This window comes from Streptomyces sp. NPDC002476 (genome assembly GCF_042889785.1).
GTDB lineage: Bacteria > Actinomycetota > Actinomycetes > Streptomycetales > Streptomycetaceae > Streptomyces.
In genome coordinates this window covers 50,553-71,926 of record NZ_JBIARH010000036.1, presented here as the reverse complement: position 1 = coordinate 71,926, position 21,374 = coordinate 50,553, and the positions used below count along the sequence as shown (strand labels likewise).

18 protein-coding genes are annotated in these 21,374 nt (G+C 71.4%); 10 read left to right on the top strand and 8 right to left on the bottom strand.

Features of this window, described 5'->3' with window-relative positions:
* From ACFYXM_RS29795 to ACFYXM_RS29785, 3 genes are all read right to left on the bottom strand, one after another.
* On the bottom strand, positions 1–3,253 hold a 3,253-nt coding region (locus tag ACFYXM_RS29795), incomplete at its 3' end, for an amino acid adenylation domain-containing protein (protein WP_389293978.1).
* 102 nt (positions 3,254–3,355) lie between these two features.
* Positions 3,356–4,801, bottom strand: coding sequence for a serine hydrolase domain-containing protein (locus tag ACFYXM_RS29790; protein WP_389293976.1), 1,446 nt, complete (start codon positions 4,799–4,801; stop codon positions 3,356–3,358).
* Positions 4,802–5,078: 277 nt separating this feature from the next.
* Entirely contained in the window at positions 5,079–6,197 is a 1,119-nt protein-coding gene (locus ACFYXM_RS29785; protein ID WP_389293975.1) for a DUF1648 domain-containing protein, read from the bottom strand.
* Between the two features lie 212 nt (positions 6,198–6,409).
* On the opposite strand from ACFYXM_RS29785, the gene ACFYXM_RS29780 reads away from it, so the two are divergent.
* Complete coding sequence (locus ACFYXM_RS29780; RefSeq protein WP_389293973.1) at positions 6,410–7,537, top strand: winged helix-turn-helix domain-containing protein; 1,128 nt, start codon at positions 6,410–6,412, stop codon at positions 7,535–7,537.
* 244 nt (positions 7,538–7,781) lie between these two features.
* Here the strand turns inward: ACFYXM_RS29780 and ACFYXM_RS29775 are convergent, their stop codons facing one another.
* Positions 7,782–8,186 carry a GntR family transcriptional regulator gene (locus ACFYXM_RS29775; RefSeq protein WP_389293972.1) on the bottom strand — a complete coding sequence of 135 codons (405 nt, stop codon included), beginning with the start codon at positions 8,184–8,186 and terminating at the stop codon, positions 7,782–7,784.
* A 106-nt stretch (positions 8,187–8,292) separates the two neighbouring features.
* On the opposite strand from ACFYXM_RS29775, the gene ACFYXM_RS29770 reads away from it, so the two are divergent.
* The 3 genes from ACFYXM_RS29770 to ACFYXM_RS29760 are packed head-to-tail and all read left to right on the top strand — an operon-like array spanning position 8,293 to position 10,441.
* Entirely contained in the window at positions 8,293–8,661 is a 369-nt protein-coding gene (locus tag ACFYXM_RS29770; protein ID WP_389293970.1) for a hypothetical protein, read from the top strand.
* A complete protein-coding gene (locus tag ACFYXM_RS29765; RefSeq protein WP_389293968.1) occupies positions 8,661–9,647 on the top strand; it encodes an ABC transporter ATP-binding protein in 987 nt (328 codons plus the stop codon). The genes ACFYXM_RS29770 and ACFYXM_RS29765 overlap by 1 nt, the downstream gene beginning before the upstream one ends.
* Positions 9,644–10,441 carry an ABC transporter permease gene (locus ACFYXM_RS29760; RefSeq protein ID WP_389293966.1) on the top strand — a complete coding sequence of 266 codons (798 nt, stop codon included), beginning with the start codon at positions 9,644–9,646 and terminating at the stop codon, positions 10,439–10,441. The genes ACFYXM_RS29765 and ACFYXM_RS29760 overlap by 4 nt, the downstream gene beginning before the upstream one ends.
* A 91-nt stretch (positions 10,442–10,532) precedes the next feature.
* Here the strand turns inward: ACFYXM_RS29760 and ACFYXM_RS29755 are convergent, their stop codons facing one another.
* The 3 genes from ACFYXM_RS29755 to ACFYXM_RS29745 all read right to left on the bottom strand — a co-directional run bounded on the left by ACFYXM_RS29755 (position 10,533) and on the right by ACFYXM_RS29745 (position 13,206).
* Complete coding sequence (locus tag ACFYXM_RS29755; protein WP_073781114.1) at positions 10,533–10,781, bottom strand: MbtH family protein; 249 nt, start codon at positions 10,779–10,781, stop codon at positions 10,533–10,535.
* Between the two features lie 130 nt (positions 10,782–10,911).
* The gene (locus ACFYXM_RS29750; RefSeq protein ID WP_389293964.1) at positions 10,912–11,721 is read right to left on the bottom strand and encodes an alpha/beta fold hydrolase; all 810 of its coding nucleotides are present in this window, start codon (positions 11,719–11,721) and stop codon (positions 10,912–10,914) included.
* 72 nt (positions 11,722–11,793) lie between these two features.
* Positions 11,794–13,206 carry an aldehyde dehydrogenase family protein gene (locus tag ACFYXM_RS29745; RefSeq protein WP_389293962.1) on the bottom strand — a complete coding sequence of 471 codons (1,413 nt, stop codon included), beginning with the start codon at positions 13,204–13,206 and terminating at the stop codon, positions 11,794–11,796.
* A 598-nt stretch (positions 13,207–13,804) separates the two neighbouring features.
* On the opposite strand from ACFYXM_RS29745, the gene ACFYXM_RS29740 reads away from it, so the two are divergent.
* From ACFYXM_RS29740 to ACFYXM_RS29715, 6 genes are all read left to right on the top strand, one after another.
* A complete protein-coding gene (locus ACFYXM_RS29740) occupies positions 13,805–14,791 on the top strand; it encodes an ArsR/SmtB family transcription factor (protein WP_389293960.1) in 987 nt (328 codons plus the stop codon).
* A gap of 79 nt (positions 14,792–14,870) precedes the next feature.
* Positions 14,871–15,044 (top strand): hypothetical protein, encoded by a 174-nt coding sequence (locus tag ACFYXM_RS29735; protein WP_389293958.1) that lies wholly within the window; start codon positions 14,871–14,873, stop codon positions 15,042–15,044.
* A 573-nt stretch (positions 15,045–15,617) separates the two neighbouring features.
* Entirely contained in the window at positions 15,618–16,730 is a 1,113-nt protein-coding gene (locus ACFYXM_RS29730; RefSeq protein WP_389293956.1) for a sensor histidine kinase, read from the top strand.
* Positions 16,731–16,905: 175 nt separating this feature from the next.
* A complete protein-coding gene (locus tag ACFYXM_RS29725) occupies positions 16,906–17,088 on the top strand; it encodes a hypothetical protein (protein WP_389293955.1) in 183 nt (60 codons plus the stop codon).
* Positions 17,085–19,430 (top strand): TOMM precursor leader peptide-binding protein, encoded by a 2,346-nt coding sequence (locus tag ACFYXM_RS29720; RefSeq protein WP_389293953.1) that lies wholly within the window; start codon positions 17,085–17,087, stop codon positions 19,428–19,430. Before ACFYXM_RS29725 ends, ACFYXM_RS29720 begins: the two co-directional genes overlap by 4 nt.
* Positions 19,431–19,733: 303 nt before the next feature.
* Positions 19,734–20,345: a DNA-binding response regulator gene (locus tag ACFYXM_RS29715; protein WP_389293951.1), complete on the top strand. Its 612-nt coding sequence runs from the start codon at positions 19,734–19,736 to the stop codon at positions 20,343–20,345.
* A 61-nt stretch (positions 20,346–20,406) separates the two neighbouring features.
* Here ACFYXM_RS29715 and ACFYXM_RS29710 read toward each other — a convergent pair whose 3' ends face one another.
* Positions 20,407–21,111, bottom strand: a complete 705-nt coding sequence (locus ACFYXM_RS29710; protein WP_389293950.1) for an NADH oxidase — start codon at positions 21,109–21,111, stop codon at positions 20,407–20,409.
* Positions 21,112–21,374 lie beyond the last annotated feature (263 nt).

Genomic DNA, 21,374 nt, shown 5'->3' with positions numbered 1-21,374 from the left:
CCACCAAATGCCCAGCCAGCACCTCCACCCGACGCCACAACACCTCATACGTCAACGACTCCCCACCACACACCACCGCAACCGCCCCAGGAACAACCCCCACACGCCCCGCAACCAACTCCACCACCGAACGACCACCCACACCCACACCAGGACCCGCCCACTCCACCAGGGCGAGTTCACGTTCGCCCTGGTCCAGGCACTCCAGCCGGGCAAGCGGCGTCGTCGGCGACGCGACCGCCGCCTCCGCGAGAGCTATCCAGTGGCGGCACATCCGCTCGACGGTCGAAGCGTCGAAGAGATCGGTGCTGTACTCCAGTTCGGCCGTCAGACCGCCGTTCTCCTCCCAGAACTCCCAGGAGACGTCGAACTTCGCCGTCGCTCGCGGAACGAACTCGCGCTTCGCCGGGCGGCCGGCGAAATCGCCTTCGAGACCGAGGGAGTTCTGGAGTACGACGAGAGCCTGGACCAGCGGGCTCCGGCTCGGGTCCCGTTCCGGTTCGACGGCGTCCACCACACGGTCGAAGGGGACGTCCTGGTGGGCGAACGCGCCCAGGGTGGTCGCACGCACCTCCGAGAGCAACTCCCCGAAGCCCACGGACTCGTCGATCCGGGTGCGCAGCGCAAGAGTGTTGACGAAGAACCCGACGAGGTTCTCCAGCTCCGTGTACTCGCGACCCGACGCGACCGTGCCGACCGTGATGTCCCGCTGGCCGCTGTAACGCGAAAGCAGCAACTGCGTCACCGCCGTCAGCCCCATGAACAGGCTCGCCCCACGCTCCTGCCCCGTCGCCCTGAGCCGCTCAACGAGACCGGACGGGATGACGAACGTGTGGAGGGCACCGGCCGAGGTACGCACGGCCGGACGCGGCCGGTCCGTCGGCAACTCCAACGGCTCCAGACCCGACAACTTGTCACGCCAGTAGTCGAGCTGACCGTCGAAAGCGCCAACCGCGAGACTCTCCCGCTGCCAGACCGCGAAGTCGGGGTACTGGATGCGCGGCTCCGGCAGAACGGCTTCCTCACCCCGCGTCGCGGCGACGTACAGCGCGCTCAGCTCACGAGTGATCACGCCCATGGACCAGCCGTCGGTCACGATGTGGTGCATCGTCAGTACCAGGACGTGCTCGCGCTCGGAAAGGCGGATGACCAGAACCCGGACGAGCGGGCCTCCGTCGAGGTCGAACGGGGCGGCCTGTTCCTCCTGCAGGACCCGCCGCAGCGCGTCCGGACGCGCGCTGTCGGCCTCGGCCACGAGGTCCACCTCTCGCACGGGCACCTCGACGTCCTGCTGAACGTGCTGGCGTCCGTCGGCGAACGTGGTGCGCAGCGCCTCGTGGCGGGCGACGAGCCCGACCAGCGCGGTGCGCAGCACGGACGCGTCGACGTCACCGAAGACGCGCAGGGCGAGACCGGTGTTGTACGTGGAGTCGCCGGGCGCGAAGTCGGCCAGAAAGGCAAGGCGCTCCTGACCGTAGGACAGCGGAAGGTTTCCGTCGCGCTCGACGCGCGGGATCGTCGGCTCGGCGGAAGCCCCGGGTACGCCGGGCGCGGCGAGGGCCCCGGCCAGTGTCTCGACGGTCGGGTGGTCGAAGAGCGTACGGGAGGACAACTCGCCGCCGATGACCGTGCGGACACGGCCGACGGCCCGCAGGGCGGAGATGGAGTCGCCGCCGAGGGCGAAGAAGTTGTCGTGGACGCCGACCCGTTCGACACCGAGCACGTCCGCCCAGACACCCGCGAGGATACGCTCGGCATCGGTGCGCGGGGCGACGTACTCCTCCCCCGCCTCCGCCTCCGGAGCGGGAAGTGCCCTGCGGTCGACCTTGCCGTTCGTCGTCAGTGGCAGGGCGTCCAGGACGACGAACGCCGACGGCACCATGTACTCGGGGAGTACGACCGCCGCGTACTCACGCACGACGGCCACGTCCACACTGCGCCCAGAGGCCGCGACCACGTAGGCCACCAGGCGTTTCATCCCCGGGCGGTCCTCCCGGACCTGCACCGACACCCGCCCCACCGATTCATGCCGGGACAGCACCGCCTCGACCTCGGCCAACTCGATACGGAAACCACGCACCTTCACCTGACCGTCACCACGGCCCAGGAACTCCAGCCGACCATCCACCCGCCACCGCACCACATCCCCCGTGCGATACAGCCTGTCGCCCTCACCGAACGGGTCCGCCACGAACCGCTCCGACGTCAGATCTGACCTGCCGTCATAACCACGCGCCAGACCCGCACCACCCAGATACAACTCTCCTGACACACCAGGGCCCACCGGTCGGAGCTCCATGTCGAGCACATACGCCTGGGTGTTGTCCATGGCCGTGCCCAGTGGGATCGCGGATGCGTCCGTGTCCTCGGCCGTGACCGGCCCACACACCGCGAACGTGGTCGACTCCGTCGGACCATAGACATGGATCAGCTCCGTGTCCGGGCAGCACTCCAGCATCCGCGCCATCGCCACACCCGACGCCGCCTCACCACCCGTCCACACCTCACGCAAACCCGCGAAACACCCCGGATCCTCCCCCACCAACACATCGAACAACGCCTTCGTCAAGAACACCGACGACACCCCGGACCGGGCCGCCTCACGCACCACCGGCGCACTCAACTCCGCCTCCGCCACGACCACGGTCCCACCGTTCAGCAACGGCACCCACACCTCATACGTCACCGCATCGAACGAATGCGGCGAATGGAACAACACCACCCCATGCCCACCCGAACCCCAACGACCGTCCGCCGCCAACGCAACGATGTCCCCATGCGTGACCGCCACACCCTTCGGCACACCCGTCGACCCCGACGTGAACATCACATACGCCAACGATCCCGACCGAATCACCCCAGGCAAGTCACCCGCGCCAGTCGACACCGCGCCCACCGCCACAGCCGGCACACCCCCGACCTCATCCGCACCCCGGTCCGTGACCACCAGCCCAGCACCGGCCTGCGCCAGCACCTGCCGCACCCGCTCCTCCGGATACGAACCATGCACCGGCACATACACACCACCAGCCTTCAACACGGCCAACATCGCCACGACCACATCAACCGACCGCTCCAACAACAGCCCGACCCTGGACTCGCACAACACACCACGCCCGACCAGCACCCGCGCCAACCGATCCGACGCCGCATCCAACTCCGCATACGTCAACGCGACATCACCGCACCGCACCGCCACCGCACCCGGCGCGGCCGCGACCCGCTCACCGAACGCGCCCACGACCGACGTCATCGACTGCTCGTGCTCGAACATCGCTGTTTTCCCCTGGTGTCTGATGGGCGTGCAGTGGTGGTGGGAGTCCCGGAACGGCCGGGCGCGGAGGTGACGCCGCTGTCAGAGCCGCTGGAGCGCGCGCCCGCCGTACTGGAGAAGGACGATCGGGCCGCCGGACCGCTCGCGGACGAAGCGACCGACGATCGGCAGGCCGTCGTGCTCGTTGTCCCGGGCCACGAAGCGGTCGTCGGTGTGGATCGTGAGGCGGTAGTCGGCGTAGTCGGCGCGCGTGAGGTAGAGGCCGCCGTCCGGCCCGGGCATGACGACGAGGTGCAGGTCCCCGTTGGCGTACGTGCCGAGGTAGGCGTCCGGCTCCGTGATCTGCGGGGCGTCCGGCTCGGGGAGCCGGTAGTGGCCGAGGTCCAGGCCCGCGGCGCGGAGTTCGGTGACGAGGGCTTCCCACAGGCGGGGTCCCGCGGTGGAGTTGGCGGTGAGCGCGAGCGCGGTGTTGCCGGCGGGGTGGAGTCGCATGTTGCAGCTGGCTCCGCCGACCGCGCCGTCGTGGCCGAACCAGACGCCCCCGGCGCTGCGGTGGCTCATGAGACCGAGACCCCAGGCATCGGCGAGGCCGAACGGCTCGGCAACGGGGACCGGTTCGTGCATGAGCCGGACCGCGTCCTCGGGGAGCAGGTGCTCGTGCGCGAAGCGGGTGCGGTCGTCGAGGTGGAGGCGGGCGGCGGTGACGAGGTCGACCGCGCTGCCGACGAGGCCGCCGGCCGCGGCGAGCGACAGATCGGTCATGTGGTCGACGATTTCCGCGTTGTCGCTGTCGGCGCGGACGGCGTGGCCGTCGGCGATGCTGCGGGCGGCGGGTGCGCTGCCGGGTCGGGGATCGTGCAGGAAGGCGGGTTCGATACCGAGGGGCCGCAGGAGGCAACTGTCCATTGCCGTCCACCAGTCCATGCCGGCCACTGCCTCCACGACCGCGCCCAGCAGGCAGTAGCCGGTGTTGGAGTAGGAGAAGGCGAGCCCGGGCGCGTGGAGCGCGGGTGCCTGGGCGCAGGCGGCGGCGAAGCGCCGGTAGGAGGGGCCGCGCATGTCGGCGTACTCGATGCTGTCCGGGAGCCCGGCGGTGTGGCTGAGGAGTTGGCGCACGGTGGCGGCGCCCAGCCCGGTTCCCGAGCCGCCGGGTGTCCTCAGTTCGGGAAGGAGGTCGGCGAGGGGCTCGTCGAGGTCGATGTCGCCGTCGGACACGAGCTGCATGACGAGGGCCGCGGTGAAGAACTTGGTGACCGAGCCGAAGGGGAAGGCGGTCTGCTGGGTCACGGGGCGTCCGGTGCGGACGGATTCCGTGCCGTAGGAGTGCGCGTGGAGGGTGCCGGCGTGATAGAGGGCGATCTGGGCGCCGGTGACCCGGTGTTCGCGCGCGAGTTCCTCGAAGATCCCGTGCAGGGACCGCGCCAGACCCTCGGGCAGACCGCTCGCCGATTCCCGAGAAGTCTCCGGAGCCGTTTCCGGGAGTGTTTCCACGACCGTTTCCGGGTTCGTCTCCGGGACCGTCACCACGACCACTCTCCTGTTCGGGTTCTCTCCGCCGCCGGCGGCAACCGGTCACCACCGGGAGCGGAGGGCGCGACGATGCGTCGCGTGAGCGTGGTGTCGGCGAAGGCGGCGGACGGCACGGCGATGCGGACGTGCCGTGCTTTCGGTCCTCAGGCTCTCCCGCCGCCGCGGTCGTTCGCAATCTTCTTCGAGTGCGGTGAAAACGCGCAGCACGAAGGGCCGGCTCCGTGCGTCCGGAGACGGCCCTTCGTGGAGGTGGTGGATGCGTGCGGCGCGTGATTCACATGGTGACGGCCACGACGACACCGACTCCCACGGCCACCGCCACCAGGACCGCGGTGACGACGAGGAAGCGGAGGTTGCCGAGGTTGACGGTCCAGCCGAATCCGACGCGGCGGGGAACGGTGATCGCGGGATCTTCGGTGTTGACGTAGATCATTCCGGCGCCGTGCCAGAAGCGGTCGTCGTCGCGGGGCACGAGACCGCTGTCGGGTTCGGTGATGTCGGTGGGGAGCCGGCTGCCGCCGGGGCCGACGCGGAGGACGAGGTGGGCGGTGATTCCGAGGACGGCCAGGACGGGGACGCCTACGACGAGCGCCATGAGGCCCTGGGAGCGGTTGTCGCTCCACAGCATTCCGGACAGCCCGAGCAGCATCAGGTTCATCAGGGCGGCCATGCCGAGCACGGAACGGGACATGCTGGTGAGGTAGCGGCGGTACCGGGCGGCGCTGGTCCTGGGGCGGCTGACGTCCAGGTCGGCGCGGGCGCGCAGGATTCCGGCGACGGTGCCGGCCATGGAGGCGGTGACGAGGATCTGCGCGAGAACCAGGGCGAACGCGGTCCAGAAGGTGGTCGGGTACGTCTGGTAGACGGTTCCGGAGAACGACTTCTGGGGCAGTGCGATCTCGGCGGGCAGGTCCGGGTAGACGACGGCGCCGACGAGGGCGGAGACGGCCACGATCGCGAACGCGGGGATCGCCCACGGCCAGGGGAAGCGGACGGGGTCGGTGCGCAGGGAGGTGTCGGTGACGGCGCCCTGCCGGGTCTGCTCGTACCAGCCGCCCTGTTCCTTGGCGTCGGCGACGGCCCGGTGCGCGCGGCTCCACAGGGCGACGCCGACGACGGTGAGCAGGAGGCTGCCGCCGACGGCGCCGACGACGAGGCTGTCGAGCGCCGTGCAGGCGACGAGCGCGAGGACCGCTACGGCCGCGGTTGCGGCGAGCAGCAGGGCACGGTATCGCCGCCGCTGCGCGGCGACTTCGGGTGCGTTCGCCCTGTCCGGGGGCACGCGGACGCCGAAGGGGACGGACGGGGAATTGAGGAGCGGGCTGGGAGCGAGGGCCAGCGCGCCCCAGACGGCCGCAAGAATGCCGAGGTTGAAAAGTGCGTTGTACAGCACGGCGTTCACTCATTTCGTGTTCAGGATTTCCCGGTGGGGCGGGATGTCGTCGTGTCGGCACACTGCACGACATTCCAGGCTCCCGCGCGGATCGTCTACCCGGCAACCACATTCGGGCGTTGATAAAACTCGCAGGTGGCGACTGCTTCGGCGACCTGCGCGGCGGACGCTTTCGAGGAGTGCCCGGATCCTCTTCCGGCATGATGTGCCGCATGCGCGAGGAGGATCACGGAAGTACCGCGGAAGGAAATCCGGCGCGGCGGACGGGAAGCGGACTCACCATTCATTTCACGTTCGACGACGTGATGAACGTCCGGCTGTTGAAGAACGTCGGTCCGGCGGCGGAGTCCCTTTTCGCTCTTGCGTCGTTGGGTGCCGGCCAGGACCCGGGCGGCCGGGGACGCGACGGGGGCGAGGACGTGTTCGCCCAGTGGCGCAGGACGGTGGTGTTCCGGCCGGGCAGTCGGCACAGCAGACACCTTCCGCTGTTGTCGCGGATGGCGGAGGCGCTCGTCGGGTCGCCGGAGCTGATGTCCATGGTCCGCTCCCCCACGGGCCGGATCTCGGCATGGATGGAGCATCCCGCCGGCGGGCCGGGCGTGGCGGTGGGACGCGGGCTGCTGGCGAACCACCGGCTGGCGGTGGCGCTCAGGGTGTTCGCGCAGTCCGCGGTGCAGCCCTACTGGCCGCGGATCCGCAGCCGCCTGGAGCGGGAGTGCGAGGCGAACGGGCGGGCGATGACGGCCGGCGGCGTGGAGGAGTTGTTCGCCACGGCCGGGCCGGCGGGCCTGTGCTGGCGTCCGCCGGTGCTGAGCGTGCCGGCCGAACGGCCCCGCGAGGTACGGCTGTCGGGCAGCGGGCTGTTGCTGGCGCCGTCGTTGTTCCTGACGGGGCCGCCGCGTCTGTTCCTCGACGAGCGGACGCCGGGCAACGCCCCCATCCTGGTCCATCCGGCGCGGACCGCGGCGGCGACGGCCGCTTCCCTCTGGGGGGACGCCGGCCGGCGCTCCGGGCGGTACGGGGAGTGGGCGGCGGGCGACGTGCCGCAGACCGACGGGGTGGGCGAGCGGCAGCCGCTGGGGCTCCTGGTGGGCAGCACGCGGGCGGCCGTCCTCCAGGCGCTCACCGTGAGCCTGACGACGAGCGAGCTCGCCCGGCGTGTGGGGGTGACGCCTGGTTCGGCGAGTCAGCACGCGAGCGTGCTGCGCCGGGCGGGGCTGGTGTCCACGACGCGTACGCACACCTCGGCCATCCACACCCTCACTCCGCTCGGCGCTGCCCTGCTGCGGGCCCCCTGGCTGCCGCCCGGTCCGGACGACGGCCCCCGGGCCACCCCCTGAGCACACCGCCCGTAACGCCCCGCCGGGCCCTGTCGTCGAAGCGTCGCCCGCCGTGCGGGGGCAGGCCCTGGGGCGTGTTCCGAAAGTCCGGTCCGGCCCGCGGCGCCTGGCACGGCACCTCGCCACGTTGCCGGGATCATCCACGTACACCCCGTACGAGGACGTCCCTCCGCCTTGCGATGCGCCGCACCGGACGCCGCGGGCCCCGCCCTCCGGGCGGGGGACGCTCCTTTCGGAACACGCCCTAACCGCCGTCGCCCTCCCTGCCCGGGAAGCCGTCGAGGGTCGCCTCGACATACGCCATCACCTCCCCCTTCGGGATGCCGCGCACGTCCAGCTCCGCGAGGAGCGTGCGCATGCGCCGGTCCCAGTCGACTCCGGTGCGCAGGTCGTCCGCGGACTGCTGCTTGACGTCCGGTCGGACCGCCGCGCCGCTCTTGCGGTTGATGCGGATGATCCCCTCGCGCCGGAGCAGGTCGTAGGCCTTGTTCACGGTGTGGAAGTTGATCGCCAGGTCGACGGCCAACTGCCTGGTGGACGGGAGACCGGCACCGGGCGCCAGCGCGCCTTCCGCGATGGCTTCCACCACCCGGTCCCGGATCTGTTGGTAGATCGGTACCTCACTGTCGAGGTCGAGTACGAGATGCACATGCCCACTCTATCTGATATACATCTACTAGAACAGACGCTCATGGCAGCGGAACCGCGCTCCGACCCGGACGGACGGGTGCGGCCCCGAGGGAGGGATGGACCCCATGGCACTGATGAAGATCTCCGGCACCGAACTCGTGGTCGAGTTCAGCGGACGCGAGCAGACCTGGCTGCGCCGCGACACACTGAGCGTCCCGCTCGCCGCCGTCCGCCGGGTCGTCCCGGTCGACAACCCCCTGCGCGAGGCGCACGGCGCCCGCAAGGGCCTCCAGGTCTCCGGGGTCGCCAAGATCGGCACCTGGGGCCTGATGCTCGGACCGCGCCAGCTCGTGGCGGCGTACCGGGGCAAGCCCGGCCTGCGGGTCCAGCTCGACCGCGCCGCCTCCGGCGAGCAGTACGACGAGCTGGTTCTCTCCCTCGACGACGCCGGCGAGCTGGCCCGTCTCATCGGCCGCCACCAGGAGCAGAACTGATGCCACATCAGCACGAGGCGAACGGGCCGCGCATCGAAGTCACCGGCCTCACCAAGCGGTTCGGTGCGGTCACCGCGGTCGACGACCTGAGCTTCCGGGTCGAGCCCGGCGTGGTGACCGGCTTCCTCGGACCCAACGGGGCCGGGAAGTCCACGACCATGCGGATGGTCCTCGGTCTGGTCGCCCCGACCTCCGGCACGGCGACCATCGGCGGCCGGCGGTACGCGGAACTGGCCCGGCCCTCCGAGGTCGTCGGCGCCGCCCTGGACGCGTCCGCGTTCCACCCCAACCACACGGCCCGCGACCATCTGCGCATCTACTGCACGATGGGCGGTCACCCGGCATCGCGCGTGGACCGGCTCATCGAGGAGCTGGGGCTCGCGCAGGTGGCCGACCGCCGCACGCGCACCTTCTCCACCGGGCAGCGGCAGCGTCTCAGCCTGGCCACCGCCCTGCTGGGCGACCCGCGCGTGCTCCTCCTCGACGAGCCCAGCAACGGCCTGGACCCGGAGGGAATCGCCTGGCTTCGCCGGTTCCTGCGCGGCCTGGCGTCCGAGGGGCGCACGGTCCTCGTCTCCAGTCACGTCCTGAGCGAGGTCCAGCAGATCGTCGACGACGTCGTCATGATCAGCCGGGGCCGGCTGGTCGCGGCGGGACCGCTGGCGGAGATGGAGCGCTTCGTCCCGCGGTCCGTCCTCGTACGGTCCCCGGACGCCGCGGCGCTGCGCGACGCACTGCTCCGGGAATCCTCCGGCGGACAGATACAGGTGGAGACCGCCCAGGACGGCTGGCTGCGGGTGTACGGGGCGACCGACACCGTCGTCGCCGACCTGGCGGCGGCGGCCGGACTACGGGTGCACGGCCTCGTCACCGAGGAGGCGAGCCTGGAGCAGCTGTTCTTCCGGCTGACCGGGGACGGGGGCCGTGAACCGGCGGCGGCCGGCGCGGGGGCCTCGCACACGAACGACGAGGGGATCGAGCGATGAGCACACTGATCAGGGCCGAGTTCCGCAAGCTGCTGGCCACCCGGATGTGGATGTGGGCGCTGCTGGTGGCGGTGGTGCTCGGCGGCGGCATGGTGGGGCTGCTCACTCTGGTCGGTCCGGAGAACTTCGACCCGCCGATGCCCGGTCTGGACACCGAGGACGGCGTGCGCTCGGTGCTGGGGATGCTCGGGTTCACGGTGATCGTCCCGGCGGCGCTCGGCACCCTGGCGATGACCTCCGAGTACCGGCATCGCACGGCCACGTACACCTTCCTGTTCGCGCCGAAGCGCTGGCAGGTGCTGACCGCCAAGATCGTCGTCTTCGGGGTCGCGGGGCTGGTCTACGGGGCGGTGCTCACCGGCACCGCGGGGGCCGGCTTCTTCGGCGGGGCGGCGGCCCGCGGGGTGACGCCGGGCATGGAGTCCGCGGAGGTCCTGGCGCTGCTGGGGCGGCTGGCCGTCACCATGGCCGTCTACACCCTGCTCGGGGTCGCCGCGGGGGCACTGATCCGCAATCAGATCGCCGCGCTCGCGGTCGTGGTGGGCTACCTGTACATGGGCGAGCTGATGCTGATGATGATCCCGGGCGTCAAGCTGCTCTACCCGCTGCTCCCCGGCGGCGCCACCGCCTCGCTGACCGGCTTCACCTACATCACCGACACCCTCGCCGACCAGTTGGCGACCAGTCCGGTGTCACTGCTCTCGCCCGTGGGCGGTGCGCTCCTGCTCACCGGCTACGCCCTGCTCGCGGCGGTCGCCGCGGTGCTCGTCCCGATGCGCCGGGACGTGCACTGAGACCCGGTGCCGTGACCGGCACCGGAACGGAGCGGGTGCCCCGGACCGACTTCCGGGACACCCGCGGGATGTTGGTGCGAAGGGACGCGCGTCAGGCGGCGGCGCCGGCCGGGCTGGCCGGCTCCGCCTCCAGGCCCTCCATCTCCCGTATGAGGCTGGCGGGCCTCATGTCCGTCCAGTTCTTCTCGACGTACGCGAGGCACGCCTGGCGGGTGTCCTCGCCGAACACGACGGACCAGCCCTTGGGAACCTCCGCGAAGGTGGGCCACAGCGAGTGCTGGTTCTCATCGTTCACGAGTACGTAGAAAGAACCGTCCTCGTTGTCGAACGGGTTCTCCATGATGATTTCCTCCTCAAGAGCGGGATCCGGATGCGCCCGGCCCCGCGGAATCGTCCATCGCCCGCTTCCGGACCGACAAGTTGTTTCGTCGGGCACCGAAACGCGGGTGTCGTGCATCGCCCGGCCTGTGTCAGCCGTTCTGTCGGAAGAATGCGAGCAGAACGGAATTCACCTGGTCGGGACGTTCCAGATAGCCGTAGTGCCCCGCGTCCCGGATCTCGGTGTACCGGGCCCCGGGGACCACTTCGGCGACCTCCCGGCTCAGATGCGGAGGCAGCACCAGGTCGTCGGCGAAACCGATCACCTGGCACGGCGTGCGGATCGCGCGGTATGCGTCGAGACGGCTCTCCTCGATGTCGACATCGAGCTGGGCCCGGTAGCCGGCCGCGTCGGTGACCGGGGACAGCTCGAAGATGTCGAGCCAGTCCCGGATCTCCTTGTCCTCCCGCAGCGTCGCGGGCGACAGGTTCTGCAGCGCCCGAAGCGTCGCCCCGTACAGCGGCGTCAGCCGGCCGCCGCTGTCGTAGAACTCCCGCTCCGCCCGGACATGTGCCCGGCGCATCGCGTCGCTGCGGCCCCGCGTCGCCATCAGGACGGCCTGGCTGACCAAGTCCGGCCGGGCCAGGCACAGCTCCTGCACCACGTGGGCACCGAGCGAGGTGCCGACGAGCCGGCAGGGACCCGCGTCGAGATGCTCGATCAGCGCCGCGGTGTCCGCGACGAGATCGTCGATCGTGAAGCCCTCGGAGCAGGCGTCGGTGGGCGGGATGCCCCGGTTGTTGAAGGTGATCACCCGGTAGCCCGCCCGCACCAGCGCCGGCACCTGGTGCAGGTGCCAGGCCCTGCCTCCGGCGCCGGATCCCATGACCAGCACGACCGGGTCGCCCTGCCCGGTCACCTCGTAGCTCAGGCTGATGCCGTTGACTCTCGCTGTCGGCACTGGTCGCCCTCCCTTCCCCGCCCGGTACGGGCGCACTGTCGAATCGTTGACCATGAAGCCGCACGGGCGGCGTCAGGCTGCCTTCGGCTCCTCGGTCGTCCGCGCCGCCGCCCGGTCCCAGTACGGGCCGAACAGCGCGGCCTCGTCCGGAACACGTTCCGGAATGGGACGGGAGATGGTGGTGTAGTTCAGGAAATGCCGCCAGGTGACGTTCCCCGACACTCCGGAACCGCCCCAGCTCCCGCTGGACAGAGTGGTGGTGAAAGGCACGCCGCTGCTGAAGGATCCGGTGTTCGTCATCGTCGACTGGTTCACCACGACCCGGCAGTGCGTGACGCTCTCCGCGAGCCGCATGACCCGGTCCGGCCGGTTCGTGTGGATCGCGCAGCTGTGCCCGACACCGCAGCGTTCCGAGATCCGCTGCACGAGCCGCACGGCCTCGTCGAAGTCGGTGTACTCCGACAGGGAGAGCACGGGAGAGATCTTCTCCCGCAGCAGCGGGCCGTCCTGCCCGGCATCGGGCTGGTCCGCGACGAGCACGGAGACCTTGTCGGGCACCGTCAGCCCGGCCGCCGCCGCGATCTGTGCGGCCGGCCGGCCGATCAGGTCCCGGTCGAGGGTACGGCCGTCCGGCCACAGCGCCGCGACCAGCGCCGCGGTCTCCGCCGCGTCGCACAGATGGGCCCCGGCACGCACCAGACCGTCGCGGAAGTCGTCGGCGACGGAGCGGTGCACGAGCACATTGCTCTCGGACGAGCAGGACGTGCCGTGGTTGAAACCGGCGCCGGTGTGGATGTGGTTCAGGGCCTCGTCGAGGTCCGCGGTCTCGTCCACGAGGACCGTGGGGTTGCCCACCCCGGCGCCGATCGCGGGCGTGCCGCTGCGGTAGGCGCGGCGCACGGTGTTGGATCCGCCGATGGCGACGACGAAGTCGGCGGCGGACATGAGGCGTTCACCGGCGTCGCGGCCGGTCACGGGCAGGCACTGGACGAGGTCCTGCGGGGCCCCGGCCTCGGCCAGCGCGGCACGCATGACCTCGGTCGTGGCGAGCGCCGTCCGGTGGGCGCGCGGATTGGGACTGAAGACGACGGCGTTGCGGGTCTTCAGCATGGGCAGGGCGTTGCAGATGATGCCCGGGGCGGGTGCGGTCGCGGGGCTGGCGACGGCGATCACGCCGAGTGGTTTGGCGAGGGTGACGAGTCCCCGTTCGGGCTGCTCCTCGACGACGCCTACCGTGCGGACCCCGTGCAGGTCGTGCAGGATGCCGAGCACGCGTCTGCGCTGGAGCGCGTACATCGCCTCGGCGTCGCCGAGACCGGTCTCCTCCTCACTGAGCCGCGCCAGAGCGCGCGCGTTCTCCTCCCGATAGCAGTGCCAGCCGACGGCCGCCACGGCCTCGTCGATTCCGGCCTGCGACCATGACGCCACTTCCGCCTCCGCCACGCGGGCGCGGCGTACCGCTTCGTCCACGGATTCGCTGATCACAGCAACTCCCCTACGGCGATCGCTGGGGCGCGTCCCTCCGGGTGAGCCCGCTGCGGGACCTCGTCACCGGGCGTGCGCGCCGTGCTTCCCGGCAGGTCACGGGCCGTACCCAACCTCCGGCAGGGGGCTCCGGCCCCCCTGCTGGCGCAAGGTAGCCACAATCGGCTCCTGTTCACCACAGTTTCTGTCGACGGCAAATGCCCTGCGGTGAGCGGTCGTTCGGGCGGCAAGGTGAAGGCGTGAGAATTCGGCCAATCACGGCCGCCGCACTGGCGCACCTGAAAAATTCATGATCCACGCGCTGAGACGGTCATGGGTGTTCTGGGAGCGTCGCACTGTCGGCCGCCGCCCGACGCATGACACGGTCACTCGTGTTCCGACTTCCCCCGGACGACGGCAGACGGCGCCCCGCGGCGCGATCCGCCGACCTCGGCCGCCGATCGAACCCCATTTCCCCGGTCCGCCCGTCCGACGCCCGTGGAGCGTCGGACGGTACGGACCGGGGCGGCGGCCGGACGAGGCGCCGTCTCCGTGCCCGGGCGAGAAGTCGGCCACCGGGCCCGGGCAGCCGGGTCCCACAACACATGGGGGCCGTTCGATGCAGAGAATCCACTTCACCGCCGCAGATCTCGCGCGCACCCGAATGCAGAGCACCCTCGGCCCGGTGGCCGAGGGCGTGTTCGCTCTGGGCGCGCTCACGAGGTCCCGCAGCGCCGATCTCACCGGCTGGCGCGCCGAGGTCACCGCCCGACTACGGGAGAGTGCTCCTCTCAGCCAGCCGCTCGGCCCCCTGCTGCAGTCGTTGAACGCCCCCGACGACCTGCTGTTCCTGCTGGATTCCTCGCCGGACGCGGACGCCTCCGCACTGGCCGCGCTCTCGCTGACCCGGACGGAGGCGGTCCGGCTGGCCGTCGGCGTCTGGCGGGCCGGGGTCGCCCCGCTGTGGGACTCGGTGCAGCAGCGGCTGGACACCGAGTGCGACGCCCACGGGCGGATCGCGATGACGGGCGGGGTCGAGCGGCTGCTGTCGACGCTGCACCCGAGGATCGTGTGGAACCCGCCGGTCCTGGAGATCCACGACCGCACCGACCGGGACGTCCATCTGTGCGGGCGGGGCCTGTTGCTGGTGCCGTCGGCGTTCCTGACGGGCGTGGCGGGCCGGGTCATCGGTACCGAGCGGGACAGCGGGCAGGCCGCGCTCGTCTTCGGCATGCCGTCGGACGTGACCTCGCTGTTCTCGCTGCTGCCCGAAGAGGAGGAGGCCGGCGGCGAACAGGCGCTCAGCGCCCTGGTGGGCCAGACCCGGGCGGCCGCGCTGCGGCAGCTGACGGACACCTGCACGACGAGTCAGCTCGCGGCCCGGCTCGGCATCTCCCCCGGAACCGCCAGCCAACACGCCTCGGTGCTGCGGGAGTCGGGGCTGATCACCACCCGTCGGGTGCGCAACTGCGCCCTGCACACGGTCACTCCGCTCGGCATGGCGCTGCTCGGCGGCCGGCTGCGTACGCGCCCCGCGCCGGCACGGACCGGGGCGGGCGCTCACGCGCCGGGAGCGAAATCCCTCGGCCCGCTGCCCGTTCCGTGAGGCGCGCCCCGTCCTCGTCCGACCATCCGTTCAACCCCGCACCAAGAAGTAACCGACAGCAAGAAGGAAGGAACACCCGATGAACATCTCCGATGTCTCCGCACTCCGCCCCGACGCCGCGACCGGACCGGTCCGCGGCGCGCTCGGCGCCCTGGTGATCGAGGACCTGGACGGCGCGCCCGACGCCGCCGTCGCGCTGTTCACCATCTGCATCCGCAGCACGCCCGCCGGCTCGTCGGCCGCCGTGCGATAGCCCACCGGACGTCCGGCCGGCGGTGATCCGGGAACGGCCGGCGCGACTCCGCGCTCCGGGAGCGGGGCGTCACGCCGGCCTGACCGCCCGCCGGGTCCGGGCGGTCAGGGCCTTTCGTCGAACTGCCGTCGTCCGGCCGGAGGCCGGACCGCGCGGCATCCGGTGCGGCGTCCGGTGCGTGCGGCGTCGAGGCGGAGGATCTCCGTCGTACTGGAGGACTGTCCCCGGGCCCACCTGACGGCGGTTCACCCCCACACACACCCGCCTCGGCCCGGCCTCACGACCGGGAATTTCCGTCGTCGCCGCACCACTTATGATCTTCGCATGTGCACTGGAGTTCGACGACTTCGCGGGAAGCGCCACCGAAGATCGCAGACCGCGCATGAACGGGACGGTCGCATGAAGCAGGGGTGCGGTCGCTCGTCCGGCACGAACGGGGCAAACAACGGGGAATCAGCCGAAGGGGAGACGGCCGCAGGGCCAGGGGCCGGAACCGGACCCGGCGCCCGAAAGTCCTCACCGCTGCCGGATCTGCCGGCACCGCGGCTGGCCGGAACGATCCTCAAAGTAGCCTTGCTCGGCTATCTGAGCATCACTCTGATCAACCTCGCGAGCGCGGCGCACACGACTCTGTCGCTCGGCGCGTGCGCGGTGGCGCTGCTCCTCGTCTTCCTGCTCCAGATGCGCCACTCCAGTGCGCAGGCCCATCTCGCGCCGACCTGGCAGAAGGCGCTCACGCTCTCCGCCCAGGCGCTGCTGACCTATTTGCCGCTCGCCCTGTTCCACTCCCAGTGGGGCGCGATGGCCGGGTTCCTCGCCGGTTCCCTGCTGCTGCTCCTGCCGCCGAGGGTGGCCTGGCCGGCGTACGGCGCCGTCGGGCTGTCGATGTCGCTGCCGCCTCTCGTCGACGGCTATCCGCTGCGGGAAATGTTCTACCTCTCCCTGTCGACGCTGCTGACCGGTCTGGTGGTGTTCGGGCTGTCCCGGCTGTCGGCGCTGGTCCACGCCCTGCACGACACCCGTCTCGAGCTGAGCCGGATGGCGGTGACGCAGGAGCGGCTGCGGTTCGCGCGGGACCTGCACGACCTGCTGGGCTACAGCCTCTCCGCGATCACGCTCAAGAGCGAGCTGATCCACCGTCTGGTGGCCACGCATCCGCGGCGCGCGATGGACGAGGTCAGTGAACTCCTGGAGATCTCACGGCAGTCGCTGGCCGATGTGCGGGCGGTGGCCAGCGGACTGCGGGCGATGTCCCTCAAACAGGAGCTGGGGTCGGCGCAGTCGCTGCTGGAGGCGGCCGATGTCCAGGTGGAGACGGACATCCGCTTCGGCACGATCGACCAGCAGGTGGACACCGTGCTGGCGGCGGTGCTGCGCGAGGCGGTGACCAATCTGCTGCGGCACACCCGGGCGACGACGTGCCGGATGGAGGCCGTGCAGGAGGGCGACCGGGTGCGGCTGTCGATGACCAACGACGGGGTGGATCCTGCCTACCGCGACGTCTCCCCGCACAGCGGCAGCGGGCTGGGGAACCTGGCGGTGCGGCTGCGGGCCATCTCCGGCAGGCTGAGCGTCGAACGCCTGCCGGACAGGTCGTTCCATCTGGTGGCGGAGGCCCCCACCCGGCTGCTGCGGCCGCTCCCGGACCTGGACGACGACCCGTACGCCGAGGACTCGGTGGCCTGAGGCACAGGGCCCCGGCATGTGAAGAGTTCACTCTCGGCAGATGATCCATGCACTGTATGTTCTCGGCCATGCCTCGCAGAATCGATGGGGTGAAGGCCGGTCCGCTCCTCACCCGGAAGCGGACCGGCCTCCCGAACTCTCGACGCCGTGCGATCCACGAAGGGACAAGAACACCATGAAGGAAACCTTCTCCTCCCGTGCAAGGCTCGCCGAGAAGCCCGCTCCGCACCTGGTGATCGAGGATCTCGATGCCGCGTGTGCCCAGGCCCAGGCGTTGTTCACCATCTGCATCCGCAGCGGACCGGCCGCCGCCGACGCGACGGGCGAGCCCGCGCCGTCGGCACGGCTCGGGGCATGACCACCGACGAGGGACAGGACCTCTGGGCCGCCTCGGGGGACGACCGGATCCGGGTGGGCTTCGCCGGCCACCTCGAACCCACGGTCGTCCCCGGCGAGGCGGTCTACCTGGTGTCCCAGCGCGGTGTGACCGCACTCCACGGCGAGCACGCGGAGGTGCTCGCACCGCTGCTGGACGGCAGCCGCACCGCGGCGGACGTCCTGCGCGAAGCGGCGACGCTGCTCGGGGCCGTCGGGGCCCGTGACTCGCTCACCGCTCTCGAACGGGCGGGCCTGCTGCGCCGGTTCGCCCCCGACGGCACACGGCCCCCCGCCCCGCGCGAGACCATGGCCTACTGGGACCTCGCCGGCCTGGACGGGGCGCGCGCCGCGGCGGCGGCCGGGCGGGCACGGATACGGATCGTGGACCTGACCGGCACGGCGGACCTCGGCCGTCTGCGGGCGGCGTGCGAGGAGTCGGGGCTCACGGTCGCCGAGGTGAGCGACGCGAGCCGGGAGCCCTACGCGCTCCCGGAGACGGGCCCCGACTTCGCGATCGTGCTGTGCGACGACTACCTGACCCCTCGTCTGCGGGACGTCGATGCCGCTCACCGGGCGCGGGGCCTGCCCTGGCTGCTGGCCCGTCCGGGCGGCGCGGAGCCATGGGTCGGCCCGGTGTTCCGCCCGGCGGAGGGTGGCGCCTGCTGGTCGTGCCTGGCGGTACGGCTCCGCGGGCACCGGCGTTCCGAACGGCCGCTCCAACTGGCCCTGGGCATCGACGGACCACCGCCGAGGCCGCTCGGCGCCCTCGCCTCCTGCTACGCCCTCGGGTTGCATCTGGCGGTGCTGGAGTCCGCCAAGTGGCTGGCCGGGGTGCGCGATCCGGCGCAGGAGGCGGTCACCACGATCGGCACGCTCCGGTCGGGGTCGGCGCAGCACGCGGTCAACCGGCTTCCGCAGTGCGCCGGGTGCGGCGACCCGGGGATCGTCGCCCGGCGCGCATCCACCCCGTTCGTCCCCGTCTCCCGGCCGAAGGCGGAACGGGACCTGGGCGGCCACCGGGCGCTGACGCCCGACCAGATGCTGGCGGCGTACGGCGGTCTGGTCGACCCGGTCACCGGGATCGTCAAGGAGATCCGCCGGGCGCCGAACAGCCCCGGCTTCGTCCACCCCTATCTCTCCGGGCACAACCTGGCCATGGGCTCGTCGACGCTGGCCGGACTGCGGGCCGGACTGCGCGCGCTCAGTGGTGGCAAGGGCGTCACGGAGACCGAGGCCCGGGTGAGCGCGCTGTGCGAGGCGGTGGAACGGTACAGCGGCACACGGCACGGCGACGAGGCGGTGGTCCGTGACACCTTCCGCGCGCTGGGCGACGCGGCGGTGCACCCCAACGCCTGCCAGCTGTACGACGAGCGGCAGTTCCGCGACCGGGACCGCTGGAACAGCGCCGGGTCGCGGCTCAGTCACGTGCCCGAGCGGTTCGACGTGGACCGGCCCACCGAGTGGACCCCCGTGTGGTCGCTCACCTCCGGGCGGCAGCGGCTGCTGCCGACGTCGATGCTGTACTACGGCGACGGGTGGGGCACGGACGGGCTGTCCGCCGACTCCAACGGCAACGCGGCCGGCAGCAGTCCGGAGGACGCGCTGGTCCAGGGGTTCCTGGAGCTGGTGGAGCGGGACGCGGTGGCCCTGTGGTGGTACAACCGCACCCGGCAGCCGGCCGTCGACCTGGACGCCTGGGACGAGCCGTACGTGGACCGGATCCGCGAGGGCTGTGCCGGACTGAACCGTGAGGTCTGGGCGCTCGACCTCACCTCGGACCTCGGCATTCCCGTGGTGGCGGCGCTGTCCCGGCGCGTCGACAAGCCCGCCGAGGACGTGATCTTCGGTTTCGGCGCGCACTTCGATCCCCGGCTGGCGGCGCGCCGGGCCCTGACGGAGATGGGGCAGCTGCTCCCGGCCGTGTGCGACGCGCGGCCGGACCACACCGGCTACCGGATCACCGACCCGGAGCCGCTGGAGTGGTGGCGGCGGGCGACGAAGGCGGGCGAGCCGTACCTGGCGCCCGACCCGACCGCACCGGCCCGTACCCCGGCGCACTGGAGCTACGCACCGCGCGGCGATCTGCTCGACGACATCGCCGCGATCAACGGCCTGGTGCGCGCGCGAGGCATGGACCTGCTGGTCCTGGACCAGACGCGGCCGGACCTCGGGCTCCCGGTGGTGAAAGTGATCGTGCCGGGCCTGCGGCCGTTCTGGGCGCGGTTCGCACCGGGTCGACTGTACGACGTGCCGGTGGCGCTGGGGCGGCGGTCGGAGCCCGTCGCCTACGAGGACCTCAATCCCGTTCCGCTCTTCGTCTGACGCCGGATTCGGCCGGAACACGACAGTGGCGAGGGACGTTCGGACGGCGCCGCCGGAGCGACGCGGCGGCCGCCGACGGACGGACGCCGCAGTTGAGGAGTGCGTCGATCACTTCACGTGCTTCACATCATTCACATAAAATCGACGGCAGTCACAAGAATCCGTGGCTGTCCGGAATCGCTCCTCGTCGCCATCGAGGCCGCGACTCGCCCCCGCCGCTCCGCTCAGCGGTGCCCGGCCCCTGGGGGCATCCCCCGGAAACGGCGAGGGATCATGTGCAGTGGACACGGGGGAGCGGAGAACATGGCGATACGCGTACTGCTCGCGGAGGACATGAACATGGTGCGCGGGGCGCTGGTCGCCCTGCTGAACCTGGAGGACGACCTCCGGGTGGTGTGCGAGCTGGAGCGTGGCGACGAGATCGTGCCCGCGGCGCACAAGTACGGCCCGGACGTGGCGGTCATCGACATCGATCTGCCGGGCATGGACGGGCTGACGGCGGCGTCACGGCTGCACGAGGAGCTGCCGGACTGCCGGACGCTGATCCTCACCAGCATGGGCCGCCCGGGTACGCTGCGGCGGGCCCTGACGACCAAGGTCGACGGCTATCTGCTCAAGGACGCCCCGCCCGGCGAACTCGCCGACGCGGTGCGGCGGGTGGCCGCGGGCAGGCGGGTGATCGACCCTCAGCTGGCGCTGGCCGCCTGGGGCGGCGCGGAGACGCCGCTGACGGAGCGGGAGACCGAGGTCCTGCGACTGACCGCGGACGGCGCCGAGGCGAAGGAGATCGCGCGGCAGCTGCACCTGTCGGCGGGGACGGTGCGGAACTATCTGACGAACATCGTGACCAAGCTGAACGCGCGCAACCGGGTGGACGCCATCCGCATCGCCCGGGACGCGGGCTGGCTGATGTAGGTGCCGGTTCTCCGCTTCGCCCCGGTCCGGGGCAGGCGGGTCCGGGGCAGGCCGGGTCGGGTCAGACCGGGTCGGGGAACGGGAGGGCGGACGTGTCGGCCGGCGCCGCCATGGAAGCCGCGGCCAGGTAGCCCAGGATGTCCTCGGTGACCGACGGCGGCAGCGGCAGCGCCGCCGAGATGTCGTCCGGGGTGGCCGGCCAGGCCAGCATCCCCACCACCCAGACGGCCTCGGGGCGGTGCAGCACCACACGGTGCGCGGAGCTGGGCGACTCCAGGATGAAGCCGCCCGGCCGCAGGGTGAGCGTGATGTCGCGCGGCAGCCAGATGAGCCGCCCGCCCGGGAGCCGCAGCAGCGCGAAGGACGCCTGACGGGACACCGGCGTCACCGAGAGCAGGGGCCCGCGGAGGTCGTCCAGGCCCAGAGTGCGCACGACGAGGTGACTGAGACGTTCGAGAACCGGCAGCAGCACCAGGACGCCACTCCCGTCGGTGGTCCCGTCGCCCGGTGGCCCGTGGGGCTCGGTCGGCCCGGCCTGCAGACCGGCATCGGCCCGGTCCGGACCGGGGACGACATTGGCGAGCAGGATCGGCCCGAGCTCCATCCGGCGCAGCGCCGCCTGCACGACGGGGTCGGCGCCGTCGACCCACTCCTTGCCCCAACGGCCGGTGAGCACGAGCTGGTCCTCGGTGTCACCGGACTCGACGGTGACGTCCTCGGCCAACGACCAGAGGTGCACCGTCCGGTGCTCAGCCATCTCCGCCATGGCGCTCCCCCTCGACTCTCCGAGTCGCCCGGGCGACTCGGTGGACCGATTATGCAACTGGCCAGTAGCCCCCGGACAGCTACGGGCTCACGCCCCCGATATGAAGACTTCACATACCGGAAAGGGCACCGATACATCTGCGGGAACGTCGTCCGGGCCGACGTGCGCCGGGGCCGACGCGTCCGGACGTACGGTCCGCCGCCCGGCGCGGCCGTTCCCCGCCGTCCGGTGCCGGTGGCGGGGAACGGCCGTCGGATCAGGGC

Excerpts from the sequence above, each read along its gene's own strand:
- ACFYXM_RS29710 (WP_389293950.1), bottom strand. The coding sequence starts at position 21,111 with ATGGCGGAGATGGCTGAGCACCGGACGGTGCACCTCTGGTCGTTGGCC.
- ACFYXM_RS29765 (WP_389293968.1), top strand. The coding sequence starts at position 8,661 with ATGCCACATCAGCACGAGGCGAACGGGCCGCGCATCGAAGTCACCGGC.
- ACFYXM_RS29735 (WP_389293958.1), top strand. The coding sequence starts at position 14,871 with ATGAACATCTCCGATGTCTCCGCACTCCGCCCCGACGCCGCGACCGGA.
- ACFYXM_RS29725 (WP_389293955.1), top strand. The coding sequence starts at position 16,906 with ATGAAGGAAACCTTCTCCTCCCGTGCAAGGCTCGCCGAGAAGCCCGCT.
- ACFYXM_RS29740 (WP_389293960.1), top strand. The coding sequence starts at position 13,805 with ATGCAGAGAATCCACTTCACCGCCGCAGATCTCGCGCGCACCCGAATG.
- ACFYXM_RS29715 (WP_389293951.1), top strand. The coding sequence starts at position 19,734 with ATGGCGATACGCGTACTGCTCGCGGAGGACATGAACATGGTGCGCGGG.
- ACFYXM_RS29780 (WP_389293973.1), top strand. The coding sequence starts at position 6,410 with ATGCGCGAGGAGGATCACGGAAGTACCGCGGAAGGAAATCCGGCGCGG.
- ACFYXM_RS29755 (WP_073781114.1), bottom strand. The coding sequence starts at position 10,781 with ATGGAGAACCCGTTCGACAACGAGGACGGTTCTTTCTACGTACTCGTG.
- ACFYXM_RS29770 (WP_389293970.1), top strand. The coding sequence starts at position 8,293 with ATGGCACTGATGAAGATCTCCGGCACCGAACTCGTGGTCGAGTTCAGC.
- ACFYXM_RS29760 (WP_389293966.1), top strand. The coding sequence starts at position 9,644 with ATGAGCACACTGATCAGGGCCGAGTTCCGCAAGCTGCTGGCCACCCGG.
- ACFYXM_RS29720 (WP_389293953.1), top strand. The coding sequence starts at position 17,085 with ATGACCACCGACGAGGGACAGGACCTCTGGGCCGCCTCGGGGGACGAC.